Origin of the sequence: Dactylosporangium maewongense (genome assembly GCF_039531485.1) — a bacterium.
GTDB classification, from domain to species: domain Bacteria; phylum Actinomycetota; class Actinomycetes; order Mycobacteriales; family Micromonosporaceae; genus Dactylosporangium; species Dactylosporangium maewongense.
Genome location: NZ_BAAAQD010000009.1, coordinates 168,116 through 186,769 on the forward strand (window position 1 = coordinate 168,116; position 18,654 = coordinate 186,769).

Annotated in this window: 16 protein-coding genes; 8 read left to right on the plus strand and 8 right to left on the minus strand. The window is 73.0% G+C overall.

Features of this window, described 5'->3' with window-relative positions; all coding sequences use genetic code 11:
- Positions 1 to 64 precede the first annotated feature (64 nt).
- Together ABD332_RS23435 and ABD332_RS23440 are read left to right on the plus strand one after the other, a co-directional pair.
- Positions 65 to 2,497, plus strand: coding sequence for a DUF2334 domain-containing protein (locus tag ABD332_RS23435; protein WP_344504199.1), 2,433 nt, complete (start codon positions 65 to 67; stop codon positions 2,495 to 2,497).
- 138 nt (positions 2,498 to 2,635) lie between these two features.
- Entirely contained in the window at positions 2,636 to 3,157 is a 522-nt protein-coding gene (locus ABD332_RS23440) for a hypothetical protein (RefSeq protein WP_344504200.1), read from the plus strand.
- Here ABD332_RS23440 and ABD332_RS23445 read toward each other — a convergent pair.
- The 3 genes from ABD332_RS23445 to ABD332_RS23455 form a co-directional block, all read right to left on the minus strand.
- Positions 3,135 to 4,340, minus strand: coding sequence for an FAD-dependent oxidoreductase (locus tag ABD332_RS23445; protein ID WP_344504201.1), 1,206 nt, complete (start codon positions 4,338 to 4,340; stop codon positions 3,135 to 3,137). The two genes, ABD332_RS23440 and ABD332_RS23445, sit on opposite strands and share 23 nt — an antisense overlap.
- A gap of 63 nt (positions 4,341 to 4,403) precedes the next feature.
- Positions 4,404 to 4,985, minus strand: a complete 582-nt coding sequence (locus ABD332_RS23450; RefSeq protein WP_344504202.1) for a PadR family transcriptional regulator — start codon at positions 4,983 to 4,985, stop codon at positions 4,404 to 4,406.
- Positions 4,982 to 5,815 (minus strand): oxidoreductase, encoded by an 834-nt coding sequence (locus ABD332_RS23455; RefSeq protein WP_344504203.1) that lies wholly within the window; start codon positions 5,813 to 5,815, stop codon positions 4,982 to 4,984. Before ABD332_RS23455 ends, ABD332_RS23450 begins: the two co-directional genes overlap by 4 nt.
- An 86-nt stretch (positions 5,816 to 5,901) precedes the next feature.
- On the opposite strand from ABD332_RS23455, the gene ABD332_RS23460 reads away from it, so the two are divergent.
- The 4 genes from ABD332_RS23460 to ABD332_RS23475 all read left to right on the plus strand — a co-directional run bounded on the left by ABD332_RS23460 (position 5,902) and on the right by ABD332_RS23475 (position 11,031).
- On the plus strand, positions 5,902 to 7,416 hold the full coding sequence (locus tag ABD332_RS23460) for a B12-binding domain-containing radical SAM protein (protein WP_344504204.1): 1,515 nt from the start codon (positions 5,902 to 5,904) through the stop codon (positions 7,414 to 7,416).
- The gene (locus ABD332_RS23465; protein ID WP_344504205.1) at positions 7,316 to 8,167 is read left to right on the plus strand and encodes an NAD(P)-dependent oxidoreductase; all 852 of its coding nucleotides are present in this window, start codon (positions 7,316 to 7,318) and stop codon (positions 8,165 to 8,167) included. Before ABD332_RS23460 ends, ABD332_RS23465 begins: the two co-directional genes overlap by 101 nt.
- Positions 8,167 to 9,348, plus strand: a complete 1,182-nt coding sequence (locus ABD332_RS23470) for a serine hydrolase domain-containing protein (RefSeq protein WP_344504206.1) — start codon at positions 8,167 to 8,169, stop codon at positions 9,346 to 9,348. Before ABD332_RS23465 ends, ABD332_RS23470 begins: the two co-directional genes overlap by 1 nt.
- A 114-nt stretch (positions 9,349 to 9,462) precedes the next feature.
- The gene (locus ABD332_RS23475; RefSeq protein ID WP_344504207.1) at positions 9,463 to 11,031 is read left to right on the plus strand and encodes an ABC-F family ATP-binding cassette domain-containing protein; all 1,569 of its coding nucleotides are present in this window, start codon (positions 9,463 to 9,465) and stop codon (positions 11,029 to 11,031) included.
- Between the two features lie 88 nt (positions 11,032 to 11,119).
- Here ABD332_RS23475 and ABD332_RS23480 read toward each other — a convergent pair whose 3' ends face one another.
- The 5 genes from ABD332_RS23480 to ABD332_RS23500 all read right to left on the minus strand — a co-directional run bounded on the left by ABD332_RS23480 (position 11,120) and on the right by ABD332_RS23500 (position 16,515).
- On the minus strand, positions 11,120 to 12,436 hold the full coding sequence (locus ABD332_RS23480; RefSeq protein WP_344504208.1) for a hypothetical protein: 1,317 nt from the start codon (positions 12,434 to 12,436) through the stop codon (positions 11,120 to 11,122).
- Positions 12,415 to 13,644 carry an LGFP repeat-containing protein gene (locus tag ABD332_RS23485; protein ID WP_344504209.1) on the minus strand — a complete coding sequence of 410 codons (1,230 nt, stop codon included), beginning with the start codon at positions 13,642 to 13,644 and terminating at the stop codon, positions 12,415 to 12,417. The genes ABD332_RS23480 and ABD332_RS23485 overlap by 22 nt, the downstream gene beginning before the upstream one ends.
- A gap of 112 nt (positions 13,645 to 13,756) precedes the next feature.
- Complete coding sequence (locus ABD332_RS23490; protein WP_344504210.1) at positions 13,757 to 14,803, minus strand: 3-deoxy-7-phosphoheptulonate synthase; 1,047 nt, start codon at positions 14,801 to 14,803, stop codon at positions 13,757 to 13,759.
- A 211-nt stretch (positions 14,804 to 15,014) separates the two neighbouring features.
- Positions 15,015 to 16,178, minus strand: coding sequence for a metallophosphoesterase (locus tag ABD332_RS23495; protein WP_344504212.1), 1,164 nt, complete (start codon positions 16,176 to 16,178; stop codon positions 15,015 to 15,017).
- Positions 16,179 to 16,206: 28 nt separating this feature from the next.
- Positions 16,207 to 16,515 (minus strand): DUF3303 domain-containing protein, encoded by a 309-nt coding sequence (locus ABD332_RS23500; RefSeq protein WP_344504442.1) that lies wholly within the window; start codon positions 16,513 to 16,515, stop codon positions 16,207 to 16,209.
- 233 nt (positions 16,516 to 16,748) lie between these two features.
- Here ABD332_RS23500 and ABD332_RS23505 point away from each other — a divergent pair, with 233 nt between their 5' ends.
- Positions 16,749 to 17,744, plus strand: a complete 996-nt coding sequence (locus tag ABD332_RS23505; RefSeq protein ID WP_344504213.1) for a LacI family DNA-binding transcriptional regulator — start codon at positions 16,749 to 16,751, stop codon at positions 17,742 to 17,744.
- 11 nt (positions 17,745 to 17,755) lie between these two features.
- Positions 17,756 to 18,613: an AAA family ATPase gene (locus ABD332_RS23510; protein WP_344504214.1), complete on the plus strand. Its 858-nt coding sequence runs from the start codon at positions 17,756 to 17,758 to the stop codon at positions 18,611 to 18,613.
- Positions 18,614 to 18,654: the final 41 nt, after the last annotated feature.

Below are 18,654 nucleotides of genomic sequence, written 5' to 3' on the forward strand. Positions count from 1 at the left end.
CGCTGGGGCCCACACGCACAAAGCCCAAGCCGTACACACGAAACCCAAGCGAAAGCGAGCACCTGTGCGCACTGTGGTGAAGCTGGTGGCGTCGACGATCGTCGGCTCCATCGCCGCCGGTGGCCTGAGCACGGCGGCCCACGCCGCGGGGCCGGCGGTCAGCGGGGTCACGCCGAAGAACGGGACGACCGGCGTCGCCGTCGGCGTCCGCCCGACGATCAGCTACGGCGACGCGGTCGACCCGACGGCGATGCGGTACTCGTTCGTCAAGACCAGCGGCGGCGCATCGGTCGCGAGCTACTACGCGTACGACGCGCCGACGCACACGTTCACGTTCACCCCGCGCGCCGCGCTCGCCGAGCAGACGAAGTACACGATGACGGTGAAGGTCAGCACGTCGACCTACACGTGGTCGTTCACCACCGGGGTCACGGACAGGACGGCGCCGAGCGTGCCGGGCGCGCCGAGCGTCGCGGACGTCACCACGACGGGCGCGACCGTCAGCTGGGGCGCCTCCACGGACGCCGTCGGCGTGACCGGCTACCAGGTGTTCGACAACGGCACCCTGAAGGCGACCGTCACCGGCACCTCCACGGCGCTCGCCGGCCTGGAGCCGGGCACCGCGCACAGCGTGACCGTCAAGGCGCTCGACGCCGCCGGGAACGTGTCAGCGGCGTCGGCACCGGTGGCGTTCACGACCCTGACGCCGCCGCCGACGCCGGACACGGCCGCGCCGACCGCCCCGGGCGCCCCGGTCGCGAGCGCGCTCACGTCGACCGGCGTGACGCTGACATGGCCCGCGTCGACCGACAACGTGGGCGTCACCAAGTACACGGTCACCGGCGGCCCGGAGGTCGTGACCAGCACCGTCAACAGCGCCACGCTGACCGGCCTGTCGCCGATGACCGCGTACTCATTGAAAATCACCGCTGAAGACGCGGCGGGCAACACGTCCCCGGCGTCGCCGAGCACGGTCGTGACGACCCCGGCCACGCCGGTCGCGAACGGCGTCAACGGCGCCGGCATCCCCGGCTCGACCGGCAAGACGCTGGTGCTGTACGACACCACCGGCCCGTACGGCTTCCTCGGCGAGCTGTACGCGACCGCCGCCGCGAACCTCAGCTCCCACTTCGGCGACTGGACCGCGCAGCCGGTGACCAGCTACGCCGCCGGTGAGCTGGAGCAGTTCCAGGCCGTGGTGTACCTGGGCAGCACGTACGACGAGCCGCTGCCGCTCGCGTTCCTCGACGACGTGACCGCGACCACCAAGCCGGTCGTGTGGATCTACGACAACATCTGGCAGCTGACGGCCCGCGACCCGAACTTCGTGGCCAACCGTGGCTTCACGTGGACCGGCTTCGACGTGTCTTCGGTGTCGACGGTGAACTACAAGGCGAAGACGTTCACCCGGGACCCGCAGAACGGCGCCGGCATCATGAACACCACGATCAGCGACGCCACCAAGGCGACGCCGGTCGCGACCGCGGTCCGCGCCGACGGCACGACGCTGCCGTGGGGCGTGCGGTCCGGCAACTTCACCTACCTCGGCGAGATCCCGTTCTCGTACATCAGCGCCGACGACCGGTACGTCGCCTTCTCCGACTTCCTGTTCGACGTGCTCGCGCCGTCGACCGCGGAGCGGCACCGCGCCCTGGTGCGCATCGAGGACGTCGGCCCGGACGCGGAGCCGAGCGAGCTGCGGGCGATCACCAACTACCTGTACGGCAAGAACATCCCGTTCTCGGTGGCCGTCTACTCCCGCTACCGTGACCCGCTGGGCTCCGGCACGGGCGGCACGGCCGAGGACTACACCCTCGCCGACCGGCCCCAGGTCGTCGCCGAGCTCAAGTACATGCAGTCGCACGGCGGCACGCTGCTGATGCACGGCTATACGCACCAGTACGAGAGCATGATCAACCCGTACAACGGCGCCAGCGCGGACGACTTCGAGTTCTACACCGCGCACGTCGACCCGGTCACCAACTACGTGATCTACGACGGCCCGGTGCCGGCGGACTCGCAGGCCTGGGCGCAGGGCCGCATCGACGGCGCGTTCGCGGCGTTCAAGGCGGCCGGCCTGGCCGCGCCGACCATCTTCGAGTTCCCGCACTACGCCGGCTCCGACGCGTCCAACAGGGCGGTCGCGGCGACGTTCAAGACGCGGTACGACCGCGGTCTGTACACCTCCGGCGCGCTGCGCGGCGGGGCGCTGGACAACAGCCGCATCTTCGGCCAGTTCTTCCCGTACACGGTGCGCGACATCTACGGGGTGCTGACGGTGCCGGAGAACATCGGCAACATCGAGCTGGAGCCGTTCAACAACCACCCGGCCCACCTGTCGGCGGACATCGTGAAGTCCGCGCAGCTGAACACGGTCGTGCGGGACGGTGTGGCGAGCTTCTTCTTCCACCCGTACGTGCCGCTGAGCTACCTGCAGGAGACCGTCACGGGCATCCAGGCGGCGGGCTACACGTTCGTCGCGGCAGGGTCCATGTAGTCACCACGGCAACACCCAGGAAGGCCGGTGCCCCCAGCGCCGGCCTTTCTGGCTGCCCGGGGGACAGATCCGCACCCCGATTGCACCTAAATTCGACATGTCAGCAAAATTCAGCGCTTGTACCGCAGGAGGCCCGCGTTGGTAGCGTCCCTGGAGATCTCCGAGGAGCCGGCGACGGCGACGGCTGAGGAGACGAAGCCGCGTCGCAACCCGAAGCTCGCCGCCGGTGCGGCCCTGCTCGCCGTCGCGGCCGGCGTCATCGGCTGGCAGGCCCCGCGGGTCGTCGACATGCTGACGAAGCCCGCGTACCTGGGGGAGCCCGCCGCCAAGGTCGCCGCCGACCTCGGCTGCGACAACTACACCCAGGCGACCACCCACGACGAGTCGGTGTACCGCTTCCACGACCAGGGCACCTGCTCCCTGGAGGGCACCGTCGTCACGATCACCACGTTCGACCGGGCGAGCGACGCGCAGGCGTTCGAGTCGGTGATGAAGGCGCTCATCCCCGTCGTCCACCCGACCTGGCAGGGCGCCACCTACGCGGCCGGCGAGGGCTGGAACGTCGCCGACGCCCGCAACCTCACCCCCGAGACCGCCACCCTCGTGGTGCAGCGCCTCGGCACCGGCGCCACGACGGTCATCCCCTTCCCGAAGGGCTGAGCGCCGCTTCGGCCGCGACCGGCGCCGCGAAGTCGATCGGGTGGTCGAACTGCCACCGCCACTTCGCGGGGTTGGCGAACAGGCGCATCATCGGCGGCATCAGCAGGTCGCGCAGGACCCGCGCGACCGGACCGGCGGCCTTGTCGCTGTTCGTGCTGGCCGCGGTCGCGATCACCCGCTCGACCCGGGCGCGCCGCAGTCGCTCGTACGCCGTGAACGCCGCCGGCACGGGAAGGTCGCGCAGGCAGCGGGCGAGCTGCACGGCGCTCTCGATGGCGAGGGACGCGCCCTGCCCGGAGCTGGGCGAGGTGGGGTGCGCGGCGTCGCCGATGAGGACGGCCCGGTCGCGGTGCCACACCGGCACCGACGGGATGTCCTCCAGGCCGCCGGTGACGACGAGAGCGGCCGGGTCGGTGCCGCGGATCAGCGCCACGGCGGGGATCCGGTCGCCGGCGAACGCGTCCGCGAGGATCGGCAGCCACTCCTCACGGCTGAAGGTCGCACCGTACGACGGATCCTTCGACGGCAGGTTGACGAACCAGCCGCTGTCCCCACCGGCGGTCACCTGGTAGCCGAAGAACGCGCGCCGGCCGAAGACCAGGTGCATCTTGTCGCCGGTCGGGGCCACCCCGGCCGGGCCGCAGCGGGCGCCGAAGCCGAGCAGCCCGACGTAGCGGGGCGAGGGTGCGGACGGGTCGATGAGCCGGCGCACGGTGGAGCGGATCCCGTCGGCGCCGATGACGACGTCGGCCTCGGCGGTGCTGCCGTCGGCGAAGCCGGCGACGCCGCCGCGCACCGAGACCAGGCGCTTGCCGTGCACGATGCGGACGCCGCGGGCGACGGCCTCGTCGTAGAGGGCGCGGTAGAGCTCGTGCCGCCAGACCAGCTGCATCGGCGGCAGGTCGTCGAACGAGCCGAACTCGGCGAGCCGCTTGCCGGTCCAGCTCTGCATGACCATCCCGGACATCGGTGTGCCGACCCGCTCCACGACGTGGTCGGCGTCGACGGCGGCGAGGGCGGTGCGCCCGTTCGGCGCGATGCTCAGCGCCCCGCCGACACCGTCGGCGAAGCCGTCGTGCCCCTCGTACACGGTGGCGGCGATGCCGGCCTTCCGCAGGGCGAGCGCGGCGACCGGGCCGGCGATGCCGCCGCCGACGACGATCGCGGACGTGACAGTTCCCATGACGAACCCCCGACGAGACGATTGGTTGACACCAACTATCCGTCGCTGACTAGTCAGAGTCAACTATTTCGCGTCGTGGTACGCGGCCCACATGGGACGCCAGCCGTCGGCCGGGTCGGTGATCTGTTCGATGAACCGCTCGACGAAGGCGATCTCCGCGTCGAGCAGGCCCAGCCGGTACACCTCCTCGATCAGGAACAACGGGTGCGGCTCGGTGCCCCCGGCCAGCTCCGCGGCGGTCGCGCGGTCGGTCCGCAGCCGGGACAGGCGCTCGCGCAGCAGCTCGACGACGACGTCCGGGTGCAGGGCGCTGACCAGGGACAGGGCGGACCCGAACGCCGGGTACTCGTGCCGCGGCACGCCGACCAGGTCGCGCAGCCACCCTTGCAGCTCGGCCCGCCCTTCGGGGGTGATGCCGTAGACGGTCCGCTCGGGGCGCTGCCCTTCGCGGGTCGTCTCCTGCTCGGCGATCAGGCCGGCCTTCAGCAGCTGCTCGACCACCATGTACACCGAGCCGTGGGTGAACTTGATGCTGCGGTCGTCGCCGTGGTTGCGCAGGGTCTTGGACAGCTCGTACGGGTGCATCGGCCGCTGGCTCAGATACGCCAGCACCGCGAGCGCCAGCAAATTCTTCCGGTTGCTCATCCGATTTCTTCTAGAGCGAGGTCGTCCAGGACGACCCGCCCCGCGCCGACGTTCTCCTCGAGGTGCTCCAGGGAGGCGGTGCCCGGGATGAGCAGCGTGTTGGGCGCGATCGCGAGGATCCACGCGAGGGCGATCTGCGCCGGGGTGGCGTCGAGGCGCAGCGCCGCGGACTTCACCGCCGGGTGGCCGAGGACCCGCTCCCGGCCGAACGCCGCGCCCAGCGGGAAGAACGGCACGAAGGCGATCCCGCGGTCCGTGCACGCGCGCAGCACGTCCTCGCCGCCGCGGTCGACCAGGTTGTACGGGTTCTGCACGCACGCGACCGCGGTCCGGGTCAGCGCGTGCTCGAGCTGGGCGAGGGTGATGTTGCTGAGCCCGACGGCGCCGATCAGCCCCTCGTCGCGCATGGCGATCATCGCGTCGAGCTGGGCGTCGAAGTCGCCGTCCGGGCCCGTCACCCGCAGGTTCACCACGTCGAGCCGCTCCACGTCGAGGGAGCGCAGGTTGTCCAGGACCCCGGCGCGCAGCTGCTCGGGCTCCTGCGCCGGCAGCCAGCCGCCCTTGTCGTCCCGCGCCGCGCCGACCTTGCTCACCAGCACGAGGCGGGAGTCGTACGGGTGCAGCGCCGAGCGCAGCAGCTCGTTGGCCACGTCGGGGCCGTAGTACTGCGCGGTGTCGATGTGGTCGACGCCGAGCTCGACCGCGCGCCGCACCACGGCGAGGGCCTCGGCACGGTCCCGGGGCGGCCCGAAGGCACCCCGGCCGGGCAGCTGCATCGCCCCGAAGCCGATGCGGTGGACGGTCCGGTCACCGAGCTGGAATGTCTTCACGCAGCCAGCCTACGACGGCGGTCACGCACGACATCTGCACATCTCGCACACCTGCTCGCCCCCGGTCGATGCCTACCGTCGGTGCCATGCGGGTGCTGATGATTCTTCCGGCCCTGACCGAGGCGACCAGCCCACTGTTCCGGCCGATCAAGTACAGCCTCTTCCCACCGCTCGGCCTCGCGACCCTCGCGGGCTACCTGCCCGGGGACGATGAGGTGCGCATCGTCGACGAGCACGTCGAGCGCTTCGACCCGGCCCTCGCCGACCTGCCCGACCTCGTCGTCATCCAGGTCTACATCACCTCCGCGCGGCGCTCCTACGAGCTGGCGGACTGGTACCGGGCCCGCGGCGTGTTCGTCGCGCTCGGCGGGCTGCACGTCACGTCGTTGCCGGACGAGGCCGCCGCGCATGCCGACAGCGTCTTCTGCGGGCCGGGCGAGGACACGTGGCCCGCCTTCCTGGCCGACCTGCGACAGGGGACCACGGCCAAGCGGTACACCTCGAAGCAACGCACCCTCGCGGGACTGCCGCCGATCCGGCGTGACCTCATCAAACGCCACCGCTACCTGGTGCCCAACTCCATCGTCGTGTCGCGGGGCTGCCCGCACCACTGCGACTTCTGCTACAAGGACGCGTTCTTCGAGGGCGGGAAGTCGTTCTACACGCAGGCGGTCGACGACGCGCTCGCCGAGATCGACCGGCTGCCGGGGCGCCACCTGTACTTCCTCGACGACCACCTGTTCGGCAACGCGCGCTTCGCCACCGAACTGTTCGAGGGGATGCGCGGCGCGGGCCGGGTGTGGCAGGCGGCCGGCACCGTCGACTCGATCCTGCGGCCGGGCCTGCTGGAGCGGGCCGTCGACGCGGGCCTGCGCAGCCTCTTCGTCGGCTTCGAGACCATCAACGCCGGGAACCTCGCCGAGCAGCGCAAGCGGCAGAACGTCGGGCGCGACTACGGCCAGGTCGTGCGCCGGCTGCGCGACGCGGGCGTGATGGTGAACGCCAGCTTCGTGTTCGGCATGGACTCCGACGGGCCCGACGTGTTCGACCGCACCGTGGACTGGGCGGTGCGGCAGGGGATCGAGACCGCCACGTTCCACATCATGACCCCCTACCCGGGCACCGGCCTCTTCCGCCGCATCGAGGCCGAGGGCCGGATCGTGCACCGTGACTGGGAGTTGTACGACACCCGGCACGTCGTCCACGAGCCGCGCGGCATGACCGCCCGGCAGCTCGAGGACGGCTACTGGCGGGCCTACAAGGACTTCTACCGCTGGTCCAACCTCTGGCGCGGCGCCTCCGCGAAGCCGCGGCCCGGCGACCGGCTGCGGCATCTGGCGTACGCGGGCGGGTGGAAGAAGTTCGAGCGGGTGTGGGACGTGCTCATCCGGTCCGGGCAGGTGCTGCACGCGCTGCCGCTGCTGGAGACGGCGCTGTCCAGCTTCGGCACCCGGTCCCCGGGTGGGACAATGCGCGGGGACCTTCTGGAAGGGGCAGTGGATGACCGTCGCGGTGCTGGGGACCGGGATCATGGGCGCGGCCGTCGCGCGGAACTGGCTGCGGGCCGGCGTCGCGGTGCGGGTGTGGAACCGCACGGCTGAGACCGCGGAGGCCCTGGCGCCGGACGGCGCGGTCGTCTGCGACACGCCCGCCGCGTGCGTCGACGGCGCCGACGTGGTCGTGACCGTCCTGTTCGACGCCGCGTCGGTGGCGACGGTCATGACCGCTGCGGCGCCCGCGCCCGGCACCCTGTGGCTCCAGCTGAGCACCGTCGGCGTGCCCGGCGCCGACGACCTCGCCGCCCTGGCCGCCGAGCTCGGCCTGGTGTATGTCGACGCGCCGGTCCTCGGCACCCGGCAGCCCGCGGAGCAGGGCAAGCTCAACGTCCTCGCGTCCGGCCCCGCGGAGGTGCGGGAGCGGGTCGAGGCGCTGTGCGCGCCGATCGCGGCCAAGGTCACCTGGCTCGGCGACGCCGGCGCCGGCAGCCGGATCAAGCTCGTCGTCAACAGCTGGGTGCTGACCGCCGTCGCCGGGCTCGCACAGAGCGTCGCGCTCGCCGACGGCCTGGGCCTCGACCCGAAGCTGTTCCTGTCCCTGGTCTCCGGCGGGGCCCTGGACATGCCGTATCTGCACGCGAAGGCACCGTCCATGATGGAGCGTTCCTACCCGGTGGCGTTCCCGGTGAGCGGCGGGGTGAAGGACGCGGAGCTGGTCGGCGACCTCGCGTCGGCCGTCGGCGTCGACCGGTCCGTCGTGGACGCGGCGGCGGCGCTGCTGCGGACCGCCTCGGACCGGGGGTTCGCCGCCGACGACCTGGCCGCGCTGTACGAGGCCGTGCGGTCGCCGTCGTAGTGCGCCGCCGTGCCCTGCTCGGCGTCGGTCTGGGGGCTCTGGCGGGCTGCACCGCCCGCCCGGCCCGCGGGACGCCCCGCGCCCCTGCCAGCCCTTCGCCGGTGTCGCCCTGGACGCTGCCGGTCGCCACGCCGTCGCCGTGGCGGACCGGGAAGTCGCGCGCCGACCGGCTGCGGGACGCCGTCACGCCGTTCCTGTCCTCGCTGATGTTCCCGGGCGGCGTGGTGTTCGCGGCCGTCGACGGGGCGGTGGTCGCGCACTTCGCGTTCGGCGACGCCGTCCGGTACGACGCCGCGAAGGCCGAGCTGTCCGCGGACCGGCGGGTCCCGGCGACCACGGAGACGCTCTACGACCTCGCCTCGCTGACGAAGACGTTCACCGCGGTGCTGGCGCTGCGCCTCGTCGAGCAGGGCCTGCTCGCGCTGGACGCCCCGGTGGCCGGGTATCTGCCGTCCTTTGTGGACAAGCCGGCGATCACCGTACAGATGCTGCTGACGCACACGTCGGGGCTGTCGAAGGACGTCCCGCTGGCCGGATCGACGCCCGCCGAACGGGTCGAGCACGTGCTGCGGGAGCCGCCGGTCGGACCGGCCGGCGGCGGCTACCTGTACGCCGACCAGAACTTCATCGCCCTCGGCGCGATCGTCTCCCGGCTGAGCGGCAAGCCGCTCGACCTGCTCGTCCGGGAGCAGATCGCCGGGCCGCTCGGCCTTGCCCGCACCGGCTACAACCCACCTTCGTCGCTGCCCACCGCCGCCACCGAGGGCGGGATCCGGGGGACGGTGCACGACCCGTCGGCGGCCGCGTTCGGCGGTGTGGCCGGGCATGCCGGGCTCTTCGCCACCGCCTCCGACGTCGCGCTGCTGGGCCGGGTGCTGCTGACCGGTGGTGGCCCGCTGCTGCGACCGTCCACAGTGGACCTGATGCGCGCCGACGCCAACCGGCGCTTCGGCCCGGCCGCCGCCCACGGGCTCGGCGTCGACGTCGACCAGGCCTGGTACATGGGGAAGCTCGCCGGCCGGGGCGCCTTCGGCCACACCGGCTTCACCGGCACGTCGCTGGTCTGCGACCCGGGCCGCCGCATCGTCCTCGTCCTGCTCACCAACCGCGTCCACCCCGATGCCAGCAGGGGCAGCAACAACCCCGCCCGCCGGGCTGTGGCCGACGCCATGCTGTCGTAGCACCGCGTCATGGGGTATCTTGGAGGGGATGTGATCCACTGACACCTCCCCGACCCGCGCCCGAGGCCACTTGCCCGGCGGGTTTCCGTTTACCCAAACGTCGGTGGTGTCCGCATGTCCTCTTCCGCCCTGCTCGCGTATGACCTCGTCCGCACGTACGGCACCCGCCGCGTGCTCGACGGCGTCTCCCTGACCGCATCGCCAGGCCACCGCATCGGCCTCATCGGCGAGAACGGCGCCGGCAAGTCCACCCTGCTGAGGCTGCTCGCCGGCGCCGAGGAGCCCGAGACCGGCACCGTCGTGCGCCCGGAGGACCTGGGGTACCTGCACCAGGAGATGCCGTTCGACGCGGACGCCACCATCGCCGACGTCCTCGACGACGCGCTGCGCTCGTCCCACGCGGACGTCGCGGCGCTCGAGTCCCCCTCCTCGATGACGCTCGAGGAGTACGGCGTGGTGCTGGAGCGCGCTCAACTGCACGACGCGTGGGACGCCGACCGGCGCGCCGAGCTCGTCCTCGACGGCCTCGGCCTGGGCGCGCTGGCGCACGACCGCCCGCTCGGCTCGCTCTCCGGCGGGCAGCGCGGCCGGCTCGCCCTCGCCGCCGTGCTCATCCGCCGCCCGGCGGCGCTGCTGCTGGACGAGCCCACCAACCACCTCGACGACGCCGCGGCCGCGTTCCTGGAGGCGCAGCTGCGCGACCTGCCCGGCGCGGTGGTCCTCGCCAGCCACGACCGCGCCTTCCTCGACGCCGTCTGCACCGACCTGATCGACCTCGACCCCTCCGTCGACGGACCCACCCGCTTCGGCGGCAACTACACCGGCTACCAGGCTTTCCGTCTCGCGGAACGGGACCGCTGGCAGCGCCGCTTCGAGGAGGAGCAGGAGCAGCTCGACGAGCTGCGCCGGGCCGTCGCCGTCACGGCGCACCAGGTCGCCCCCGGCCGCGAACGCCGCGACAGCGAGAAGATGGGCTACGGCCACACCGCCGGCCGCGTCCAGCAGCAGATCTCCCGCCGCGTCCGCAACGCCGGCCGCCGCCTCGACGACCTCACCCGCACCCAGGTCCGCAAACCCCCTGCCCCGCTGCGCTTCAACGCCACAGCGCTCGCTTCGGCGTCGGCGGATGGTGTACTGGTCGCCGCCCGCTCCCTGACGGTGCCGGGCCGGTTGTCCGTCGACCGCCTGGACGTCCTCGCCGGCGACCGGCTGCTCGTCACGGGACCGAACGGTGCCGGCAAGTCCACCCTCCTGGCCGTGCTCGCCGGCCGTCTGGCGTCCACGGGCACCGTCGAGCGCCGCGGCGGCCTCACCGTCGGCCTCCTCACCCAGGACACCGTCTTCCCCGACCCGGACCGTACGGTGGCCGCCGTCTATGACCAGACCGTCGGCCCGGACCGCGCCGCGTCGGTGCCGCTGCGGTCGCTGGGCCTGATCGCCCCGCGCGACGTCGCCCGGCCCGTGGGGGAGCTGTCGGTCGGCCAGCGCCGCCGGCTCGCCCTCGCCCTGCTCATCGCCGACCCGCCGGAGCTGCTGCTCCTCGACGAGCCGACGAACCACCTGTCCCCGACCCTCGCCGACGAGCTGGAGGACGCCCTGGGCCCCGGCCCCGGCGCGATCGTCGTCGCCAGCCACGACCGCTGGCTCCGCTCCCGCTGGCCCGGCCAGGAGCTGCGCCTGTGAACCGGGCTGCGCCTTTGAGCCGGGCTGCGCCTGTGAACCGGACTGCGCCTTGACCAGCGCTCGACCCGGCCGCCGCGCCGGCCGCGGGTCACGCCGGTGAACCGCGCTCGACCCAGGTCTGGGTCCGGCTGCCGCGCACGGTGACGGCGCCGCCGGCGAAGAACTGCGCCAGGTCGTCCGCCGCGCCGAGCCGCTGCACCTCGCCGACCGGCGGGCCCAGGTCGGCGCTCACCGCCGCCCGGTACAGGTCCGTCGGGACGGCGGTCGGCTCGCCGTCCGCACCGGCGACGATCACCCCGCCCTCGTACTGGAACGGGTCGTGCCGCTTGTCGATCACCCAGCGGGTGTAGCTGCGCCCGCGTGGGAACCCGAGCCAGCCCTCCGGGCCGCCGGCGCGCACGTAGGCCTCCTGCATGGGCTGTCCAAGCTCGATGGGCCGCAAGCCGTCCGCGACGTAGACGGTGACCGGGTCGTCCGGCGGCCCGAAGTCCTGCCAGAAGCCGCGCTGGCCGTACGCCGAGCGGACCGGCGGCGCGGCCGGACCCACCGGTCGCCGATGGGCCCCGCCGCGCCCCAGAAACGCGCGGACCGTTTCGTCGACGGCGATGTGGCCGCCCGCGCCGTCCGAGTGGATGTCGGCGTACTCGAACCGCTGCAGCGTCCCGTCGCCACGCGTGACGATCTCGGTGACCGGCGCGCCCCACATTCCGGGCACCTCCAGGCGCGACACCGTGGTGGTGAACACGCCGGCGGGGGACTCGACGACCACCCAGTCGTCGCCCTCCACCTCCAGGCCGTCGAACGTCACCAGGCTGCCGTCCGCCGCCGCTCCCACCGGCAGGCCGAGCCGGCCGCCCGGGCCTCCGGCCGCGAGGTAGTACCCGTCGATCGGCTCCGGCACCGCCACCGGACGCGCCGACCGGTGCCAGTAGACGGCGCCGCGGGCGCACGGCAGCCGGAACGCGCGCAGCGGCGGAGGAGCCGGGTGGGGCTCGACCGGCCCCGACTCGTCGCCGAGCAGCGCCCGCGCGGTCGCGTGCGCCGCCCTGATCTCCGTCACCGCGTCCGGCAGGTCGCCGATCCACTCGGTGTCTGCCCTGAGCCGGCGGATCAGCGCCGCCGCCTTCCCCCGGTGCATGCTGCACAGGACCGCGACGGTCCGCGCCTCATCAGTGGCGAGCAACCGCTGCAGCAGCGGCACGGCCTCGTCGGGCGCGATGCTGGCCAGCAGGACCGCGGCCTCGTCGACGTCCTCGCGCAGCAGCCGGCGCGCGGCCGCCACTGGGTCGAGGTCGGTGAGGTGGGCCCTGGTCAGCGGCTGCCGGGGCAGCACATGGTGGTTGACCTGCGTGGTGTGGTCCCCGATCGGCATGCCCTGCGCGTCTACGAACTGATGCGGGTCCACGCCTGCACCTGCTCCCCACGCACCGTGACCATCCCGTAGTCGAAGCACTGCGCCTGGTCCCCACCCGTGCCGAGCGGCTCGACGTCGCCGGTCGGTGCTCCGAGACCGTGGGCCGCCATGAAGATGGCGTGCGGGACCGCGAAACCCCCGGTGATCACGCCACCCTCGAAGCTGAATGGACGCCGTTCCGAGGAGCGGCGCCGCCGTGGAAAGCCGAGCCATCCCCCCGGACCCCCGGCTGCCTGATAGATGGCCTCGATCTGAGGGCTGAGGACCGCAGTGTCCTCCTGCCCGGCGACGTACACGACCACCTCGGCACGCGACGGCCCGAACCGCTGCCACGCCCCTCTCGTGCCATAGATCGACGAGACGGGGCGGGCGCGGTCGGCACACGCTCGCAGCTTCCTCCAGGGCGTGTCGCGCAACGCCGCACGGATGTCCTCGGCGACGACGAACACGCCGCCGAAGTCGTCGGTGTCGACGTCACCGTGCTCGAAGCTCTGCCGCCATCCGAAGTCGAGTCGCACGGCCTCCGAGAGCGGGGCACCGAGGAACTTCTTGCGATACAAGGGCAGTTCGGTGGTGAACGTCCCGTGCCCGGAGGTGACGACGACGAGGGAGTCCTCGAACTGCTGGCCGCCACCGCTGGCCGCACGCAGCGGGAAGCCGAGGCGGCCCGCCGGGCCGCCGGCCGCGTCGTAGTAGGTGAGGAACGGTCCGTGGACCGGCACGGCGCCGGCGTCCGGGCTCCAGTAGATCGTGCCGCTCGTGCAGGGCAGGCGGAAGCCGCGCGGGCCGGCCCGGGTGATCGCGCCGGCCTCGTCGCCGAGCGTGTCCCGCGAACTCCCATGCACCCGCCGGATGGCGGCGGTCGCGGCGAGCAGGTCCGCCAGCCAGGGAGCGGTGTGGGTCAGGCGGTCGATCAGCTGCTTCGCCTTCGCCGGGTGCATGCACGTCAGCACCGCAAGGGTGTGCTCCTCGCCGGCGGGCAGCATCGCCTCCAGCACCGCGACCGCGCTCGCACTCGTGGCGACCAGGACCGCGGCCTCGTCCGGGTCCTCGCGCAGCAGGCGGCGGGCGGCGCTCGCCGGGTCGAGCTCGGTCAGGTGCGCCGGGGTCAGCGGCTGGCGGGGGATCGCGAAGTGGTTCGTCTGCGTGTTGTGGTTGCCGACCTGCATCCCGCGGGCGCCGACATCACCGTCCGTCACTCGATGATTGTGCCGGACGGTGACCGGGGATCGACATACCGTTCCGGTCCGTCGCCGGTCGGATCATCGGGTGCCGCCGGCCACCTTGGAAGATGGCCGGCGGCGGGGTGGCTCAGGCGGCGCGGCGGGCGCGGACGGCGGCGGCCAGGTCCGCCAGGAGGTTCTCCGTCGTGTCCCACGACATGCAGGCGTCGGTGACGCTCTTGCCGTAGACGAGCTCGCCGCCGAGGTCCTGCCGGCCCTCGACCAGGAAGCTCTCCAGCATGACGCCGGCGATGCCGGCCTGGCCCGCGGCGACCTGCTCGGCGATCTCCCGTGCCACCGCCCCCTGGCGGACGTGGTCCTTGCCGCTGTTGCCGTGGCTGGCGTCGACCACGAGCCGCTGCGGCATGCCGGCCTTCTCCAGGCGCGCCAGGGCGTCGCTGACGTCCGCCGGGCCGTAGTTCGGGCCGGAGCGGGCGCCGCGGAGGATGATGTGGCAGTCGGGGTTGCCGGCGGTCTCCACGACGGCGGCGCGGCCGTCCTCGTCGACGCCGAAGAACACGTGGCGGCTCGCGGCGGTGTGGCAGCCGTCGATCGCGACCTGCACGTCGCCGTCCGTGGCGTTCTTGAAGCCGACCGGCATCGACAGGCCCGACGCCAGCTGGCGGTGGACCTGGCTCTCCGGGGTCCGCGCGCCGATCGCGCCCCAGGAGACGGCGTCGGCGATGTACTGCGGGCTCGTCGGCTCCAGGAACTCGCAGCCGACCGGCAGCCCGAGGCCGAGCACGTCCAGCAGGAGCCGGCGGGCCAGCCGCAGGCCCGTGGGCACGTCGAACGTCTCGTCGAGGCCGGGGTCGTTGATGAGCCCCTTCCAGCCGACGGTGGTGCGGGGCTTCTCGAAGTACACCCGCATCACGACGCACAGGTCTGCGCTGTGCTCGGCGGCGACGGCGGCGAGGCGGCGCGCGTAGTCGACGGCGGCGACCGGGTCGTGCACCGAGCACGGGCCGACGACGACGAGCAGCCGGTCGTCGCCGCCGGTCACGATCGCGTGGACCTCGTCCCGGGATCGTCGGACGACCTCGGCGCGGGCGTCGTCCATCGGCAGCTCGGCCTGCAGCTCGCGCGGCGTGACGAGTGGCCGGTAGCCGGTGACGCGCAGGTTGCTGGTGTTCATGTCCCGTCCTCTTCTCAGGTGTGAGGCGGGTCCGGTGCTCCAGCCCGCCGTGTGACACGACAAAGGGCAGAGACGTTGGTCTCTGCCCTTGCTGGCTCCGGGTGATGTCAGGTCAGCGCAAACGCCCGCCGGCTCCACCCGGAGCCACGGTAAAGCGCCAATACGCCGTCATCACGCGGCCATCGTACGCCAAGAACACCGCGATGCACCCTCAGGCGGACCGCAGTTCGATCAACGTCACATCTGGCGGCGCGCCGACCCGCACCGGCGGGCCCCAGAAGCCCGCCCCGTTGGTGACATAGACGGGCATATCGTCCACGGCGCCCAGGCCGCTGATCACCGGCTGGGACATCCGGGTCACATGGTGGAACGGCCACAGCTGCCCGCCGTGCGTGTGCCCGGACAGCTGCAGGTCGACGCCGCGGCGGGCCGCCTCGTGCGCCTGGACCGGCTGGTGGGCGAGCAGGACGACAGGCCGGGCCGGGTCGCGGCCGGCGAGCGCCAGGTCGTAGTCGGGCGGGTCGCCGACGGTGCCGCCGGTCGCGTCGTTGACCCCGGCGAGGTCGAGCCCGCCGAGCTCCACCCGCGCGTTGCGCAGCACCCGCAGCCCCAGCGTGCCGAGATGCTCGACCCAGTCCTCGTGCCCGGAGAAGTACTCGTGGTTGCCCGTCACGAAGTACGCGTTGCGCAGCGCCCGCAGCGGGGCGACGGCGTCGGCGAGGTCACCGACAGTACCGTCGACGAGATCACCGACCATGGCCACGATGTCCGCGTCGAGGGCCTCGACGGCCGCGACCACCCGCTCCGTGTGCGCCCGGCCGAGCAGCGCGCCGAGGTGGACGTCGGACACGAGCGCGATCCGGGTGCCGTCCATGCCGCGCGGCAGCTTCGCGAGGGGGATCTGGACCCGGCGGGTCCGCGGCGGGCCGAGCGCGGTGACCATCCCGGCGGCGGTGACGCCGGTCGCGGCGAGCCCGGCGGCGATCGCGGCACCGCGCGCCACCAGCAACCGCCGGCTCCGGTCCGCATCCTCACTCGTCGTCGCGTTTTCCGCTGATGTACGGCGTAAGCCGCGGACCCACGTCGCCAACCGGACCGGCAGCTCGAGGACGAGGAGCGCGAGGGACAGGTAGGCCGCTGCTGCGATCCACACGTAACCGGGCCAGCCGACGACGCGCTCGAACGTCATCTCGAACCGGCGCGGGAGCGCCCGGTTCCCGACGGCGGTGACGGCGAAGAGCAGCGCCAGCGCGCCCACCACCCAGGCGCCGATCCGCCGGGCCCGGGGGTGGCGGGTCGTGTCGCGCACCAGCCGCAGCCACAGGTACCCGTGCGACGCGGCGACGGCGACGAGGACCAGTCCGGCGAACAGCATCCGGCGATCGTGCCAGCCGCCCGCAACCTCAGCCGGTGACCGCAGCCGCCGCCTCCGCGCTGGTGACCGCGGGCGCCTCCGCGCTGGTGACGGCGGCCGCCGCCTCCGCGCTGGTGACCACCGGCACGACCTCGAAGTCGACCAGGTCGGACCACTGGGCGGTCCACGTCATGAGCAGCGTGAGGTCGTCGCACTCCATGAGCTGGAAGCAGCGGGCGAAGCTCGCCTCGACCCAGCTGTCGACGTAGCGCAGGCCGTCGGGCATGAGGCGGCCGCGCTCGCGGGCCCGCTCGTACACGGGCCGGGGCTGACCGTCCTTGAACCGCTCGATCACCATGAACAGCACCGGGACGAGCGTAGTGGACGGGGCGGCCGGCCCCGACCGTCCGCCCCGTCCGCCAGGCCTGGACGACCACCCCACCGTCGCCGTCCTCGCCCGGACACCCCCTGCCGGGGAGCTGTAACAAATGAAACATCGGCGTGTAACATCGCCTGGAACCAGGAAACAGCCCTGGTCGGCCTACTGTCAAGTGTCCTTCCCAAAGACGCCGGAAACGGGGACCGCAACGGATGCGCAAGGTCACGGTGAGAGAGATCGCGGCGGCGACCGGTATGTCGATCGCCACGGTGTCGCGGGCGCTCAACGACCACGGCACGGTCGCCCCGCACACCCGCGACATGGTGCGCCAGGCGGCGGAGCGGCTCAGCGCGCAGGGGCCCGCCCGGGAGCCGCGACCGGCCGGCGACCGGGTGTACCTGCGCTGCCCGTATGTGCTGACGGACTACTTCGGGCTGATCGTGTCGTCGATCGCCGAGACCGTCCAGCTGCACGGCCGCCAGCTGGTCCTCACCGCGGGGGAGGCGGCCCAGCGCACCCCGCTGCTGCGCGACCTGGAGCGGCACGACGGGATCGGCGGCATCATCGTCATCCTGCCGCCCGAGCCGGGCGCGGACCTGGTCGAGCTGCAACGGCGGCGGATCCCGTTCGTCGTCGTCGACCCGCGCACCACGCTGCCGCCCGACATCGTGTCGGTGTCGGCGGCGCACTTCGCCGGCGCCCGCAAGGTCACCGCGCACCTCGTCGGTCTCGGCCACCGCCGCATCGGCGTCATCGGCGGCCCGACCGAGTGGCTGGCCAGCGACGCCCGGCTGGCCGGGCACAACGCCGCGCTCGCCGATGTCGGGGTCCTGCCAGCCGTCGAACTGCTGCGGGCCATCGAGCCGACCACGGAGCACGGCCGGCGGGCCGCGGGCGCGCTGCTGGACCTGCCGCAGCCGCCGACGGCGCTCGTCGCGTTCAACGACAAGGCCGCCGTCGGGGCGATGCAGGCGGCCGCCGAGCGGGGCCTGCGGGTGCCGGACGACCTGTCGGTGACCGGCTTCGACGACATCGACCTGGCCGAGGCCACCAGCCTGACCACGGTCCGCCAGCCGCTGCCGGAGATGGGGCGGATGGCGGTGTCGCTGCTCGTGCGCCTGCTGGAGCGCCACCAGCTGGACGCCCTGCACGTGGAGCTCGCCACGCACCTCGTGGTGCGGTCGTCGACGGCGCCGCCGCGGGCTTAGGATCGTCGTCGATGTCGTTGCCTGTACGCGGCCCGTGGGTCGTGACCCCCACCTCGTCGTCCGTCGACTGGGTGGTGGCCGCGGCCGCCCTCGCCGCGACCGCCGACGGGAGCGCCGCCGCGGTGGTGCTCGGCGGCCCTCCGGCCCCTTCGCAGTTCACGCCCCCGTCTTCGGAGGTCGTGCCCCCGTCTTCGCAGTTCGTGGCCCCGTCGTCGGACGTCGCGGCGCCGTCTTCGGACGTCGCGGCGCCGTCTTCGGACGTCGCGGGGTCGGATTCGCAGTTCGCGGTGCTGGCTTCGCACGTGGCGGCGCTTGTCGAACTGCCGGCCGGGACCGGGCTCGACGCCGTGACCGCGGTGGTGAGGGACCTTGGTGCGAAGCACGACCGGGTCGTGATCCTCGTCGGCGACGGGGTCGTCACGCCGACCGGCGGTGACTGGACGGTGGCCGACCTCGCTTCCGCCGTCCGTGCTCCCGTCGCCGTGGTGACCGGCACCGACGCGGACGCCGTCGGCCACACCCTCCTGGCGCTGGAGGCCCTCGACCGCCGGCGGGTCCCCGCGTCGGTGATCGTCGTCGGCGACGGCGGCGACTTCGACGCCCTGCCGGTCCGCCTGGCCGGACGCATCCCCGCCGACCACACCGCGTTCGCCAGCGACTTCGCGGTCGCGGCCGCCGGCTGGGTCGACCCCCTCGACGGCAGCCGCCCCGCTTCCGTGCAGCCGCCCGTCGTGACCCCCGCCCACCCACGCGACCTGCAGACGCGGGTGGCGATCCGCGCGGCGTGGACCCTCGGGATCGCGTTCCTCCTCGCGATCGTGCTGCTGTGCCTCTGCGGTGGACTGCGTTACCCCGGTTCGTACACCTAGGAAAACCGGCCGCGACGTCTGCTGTGCCGCCCCGGTTCGTA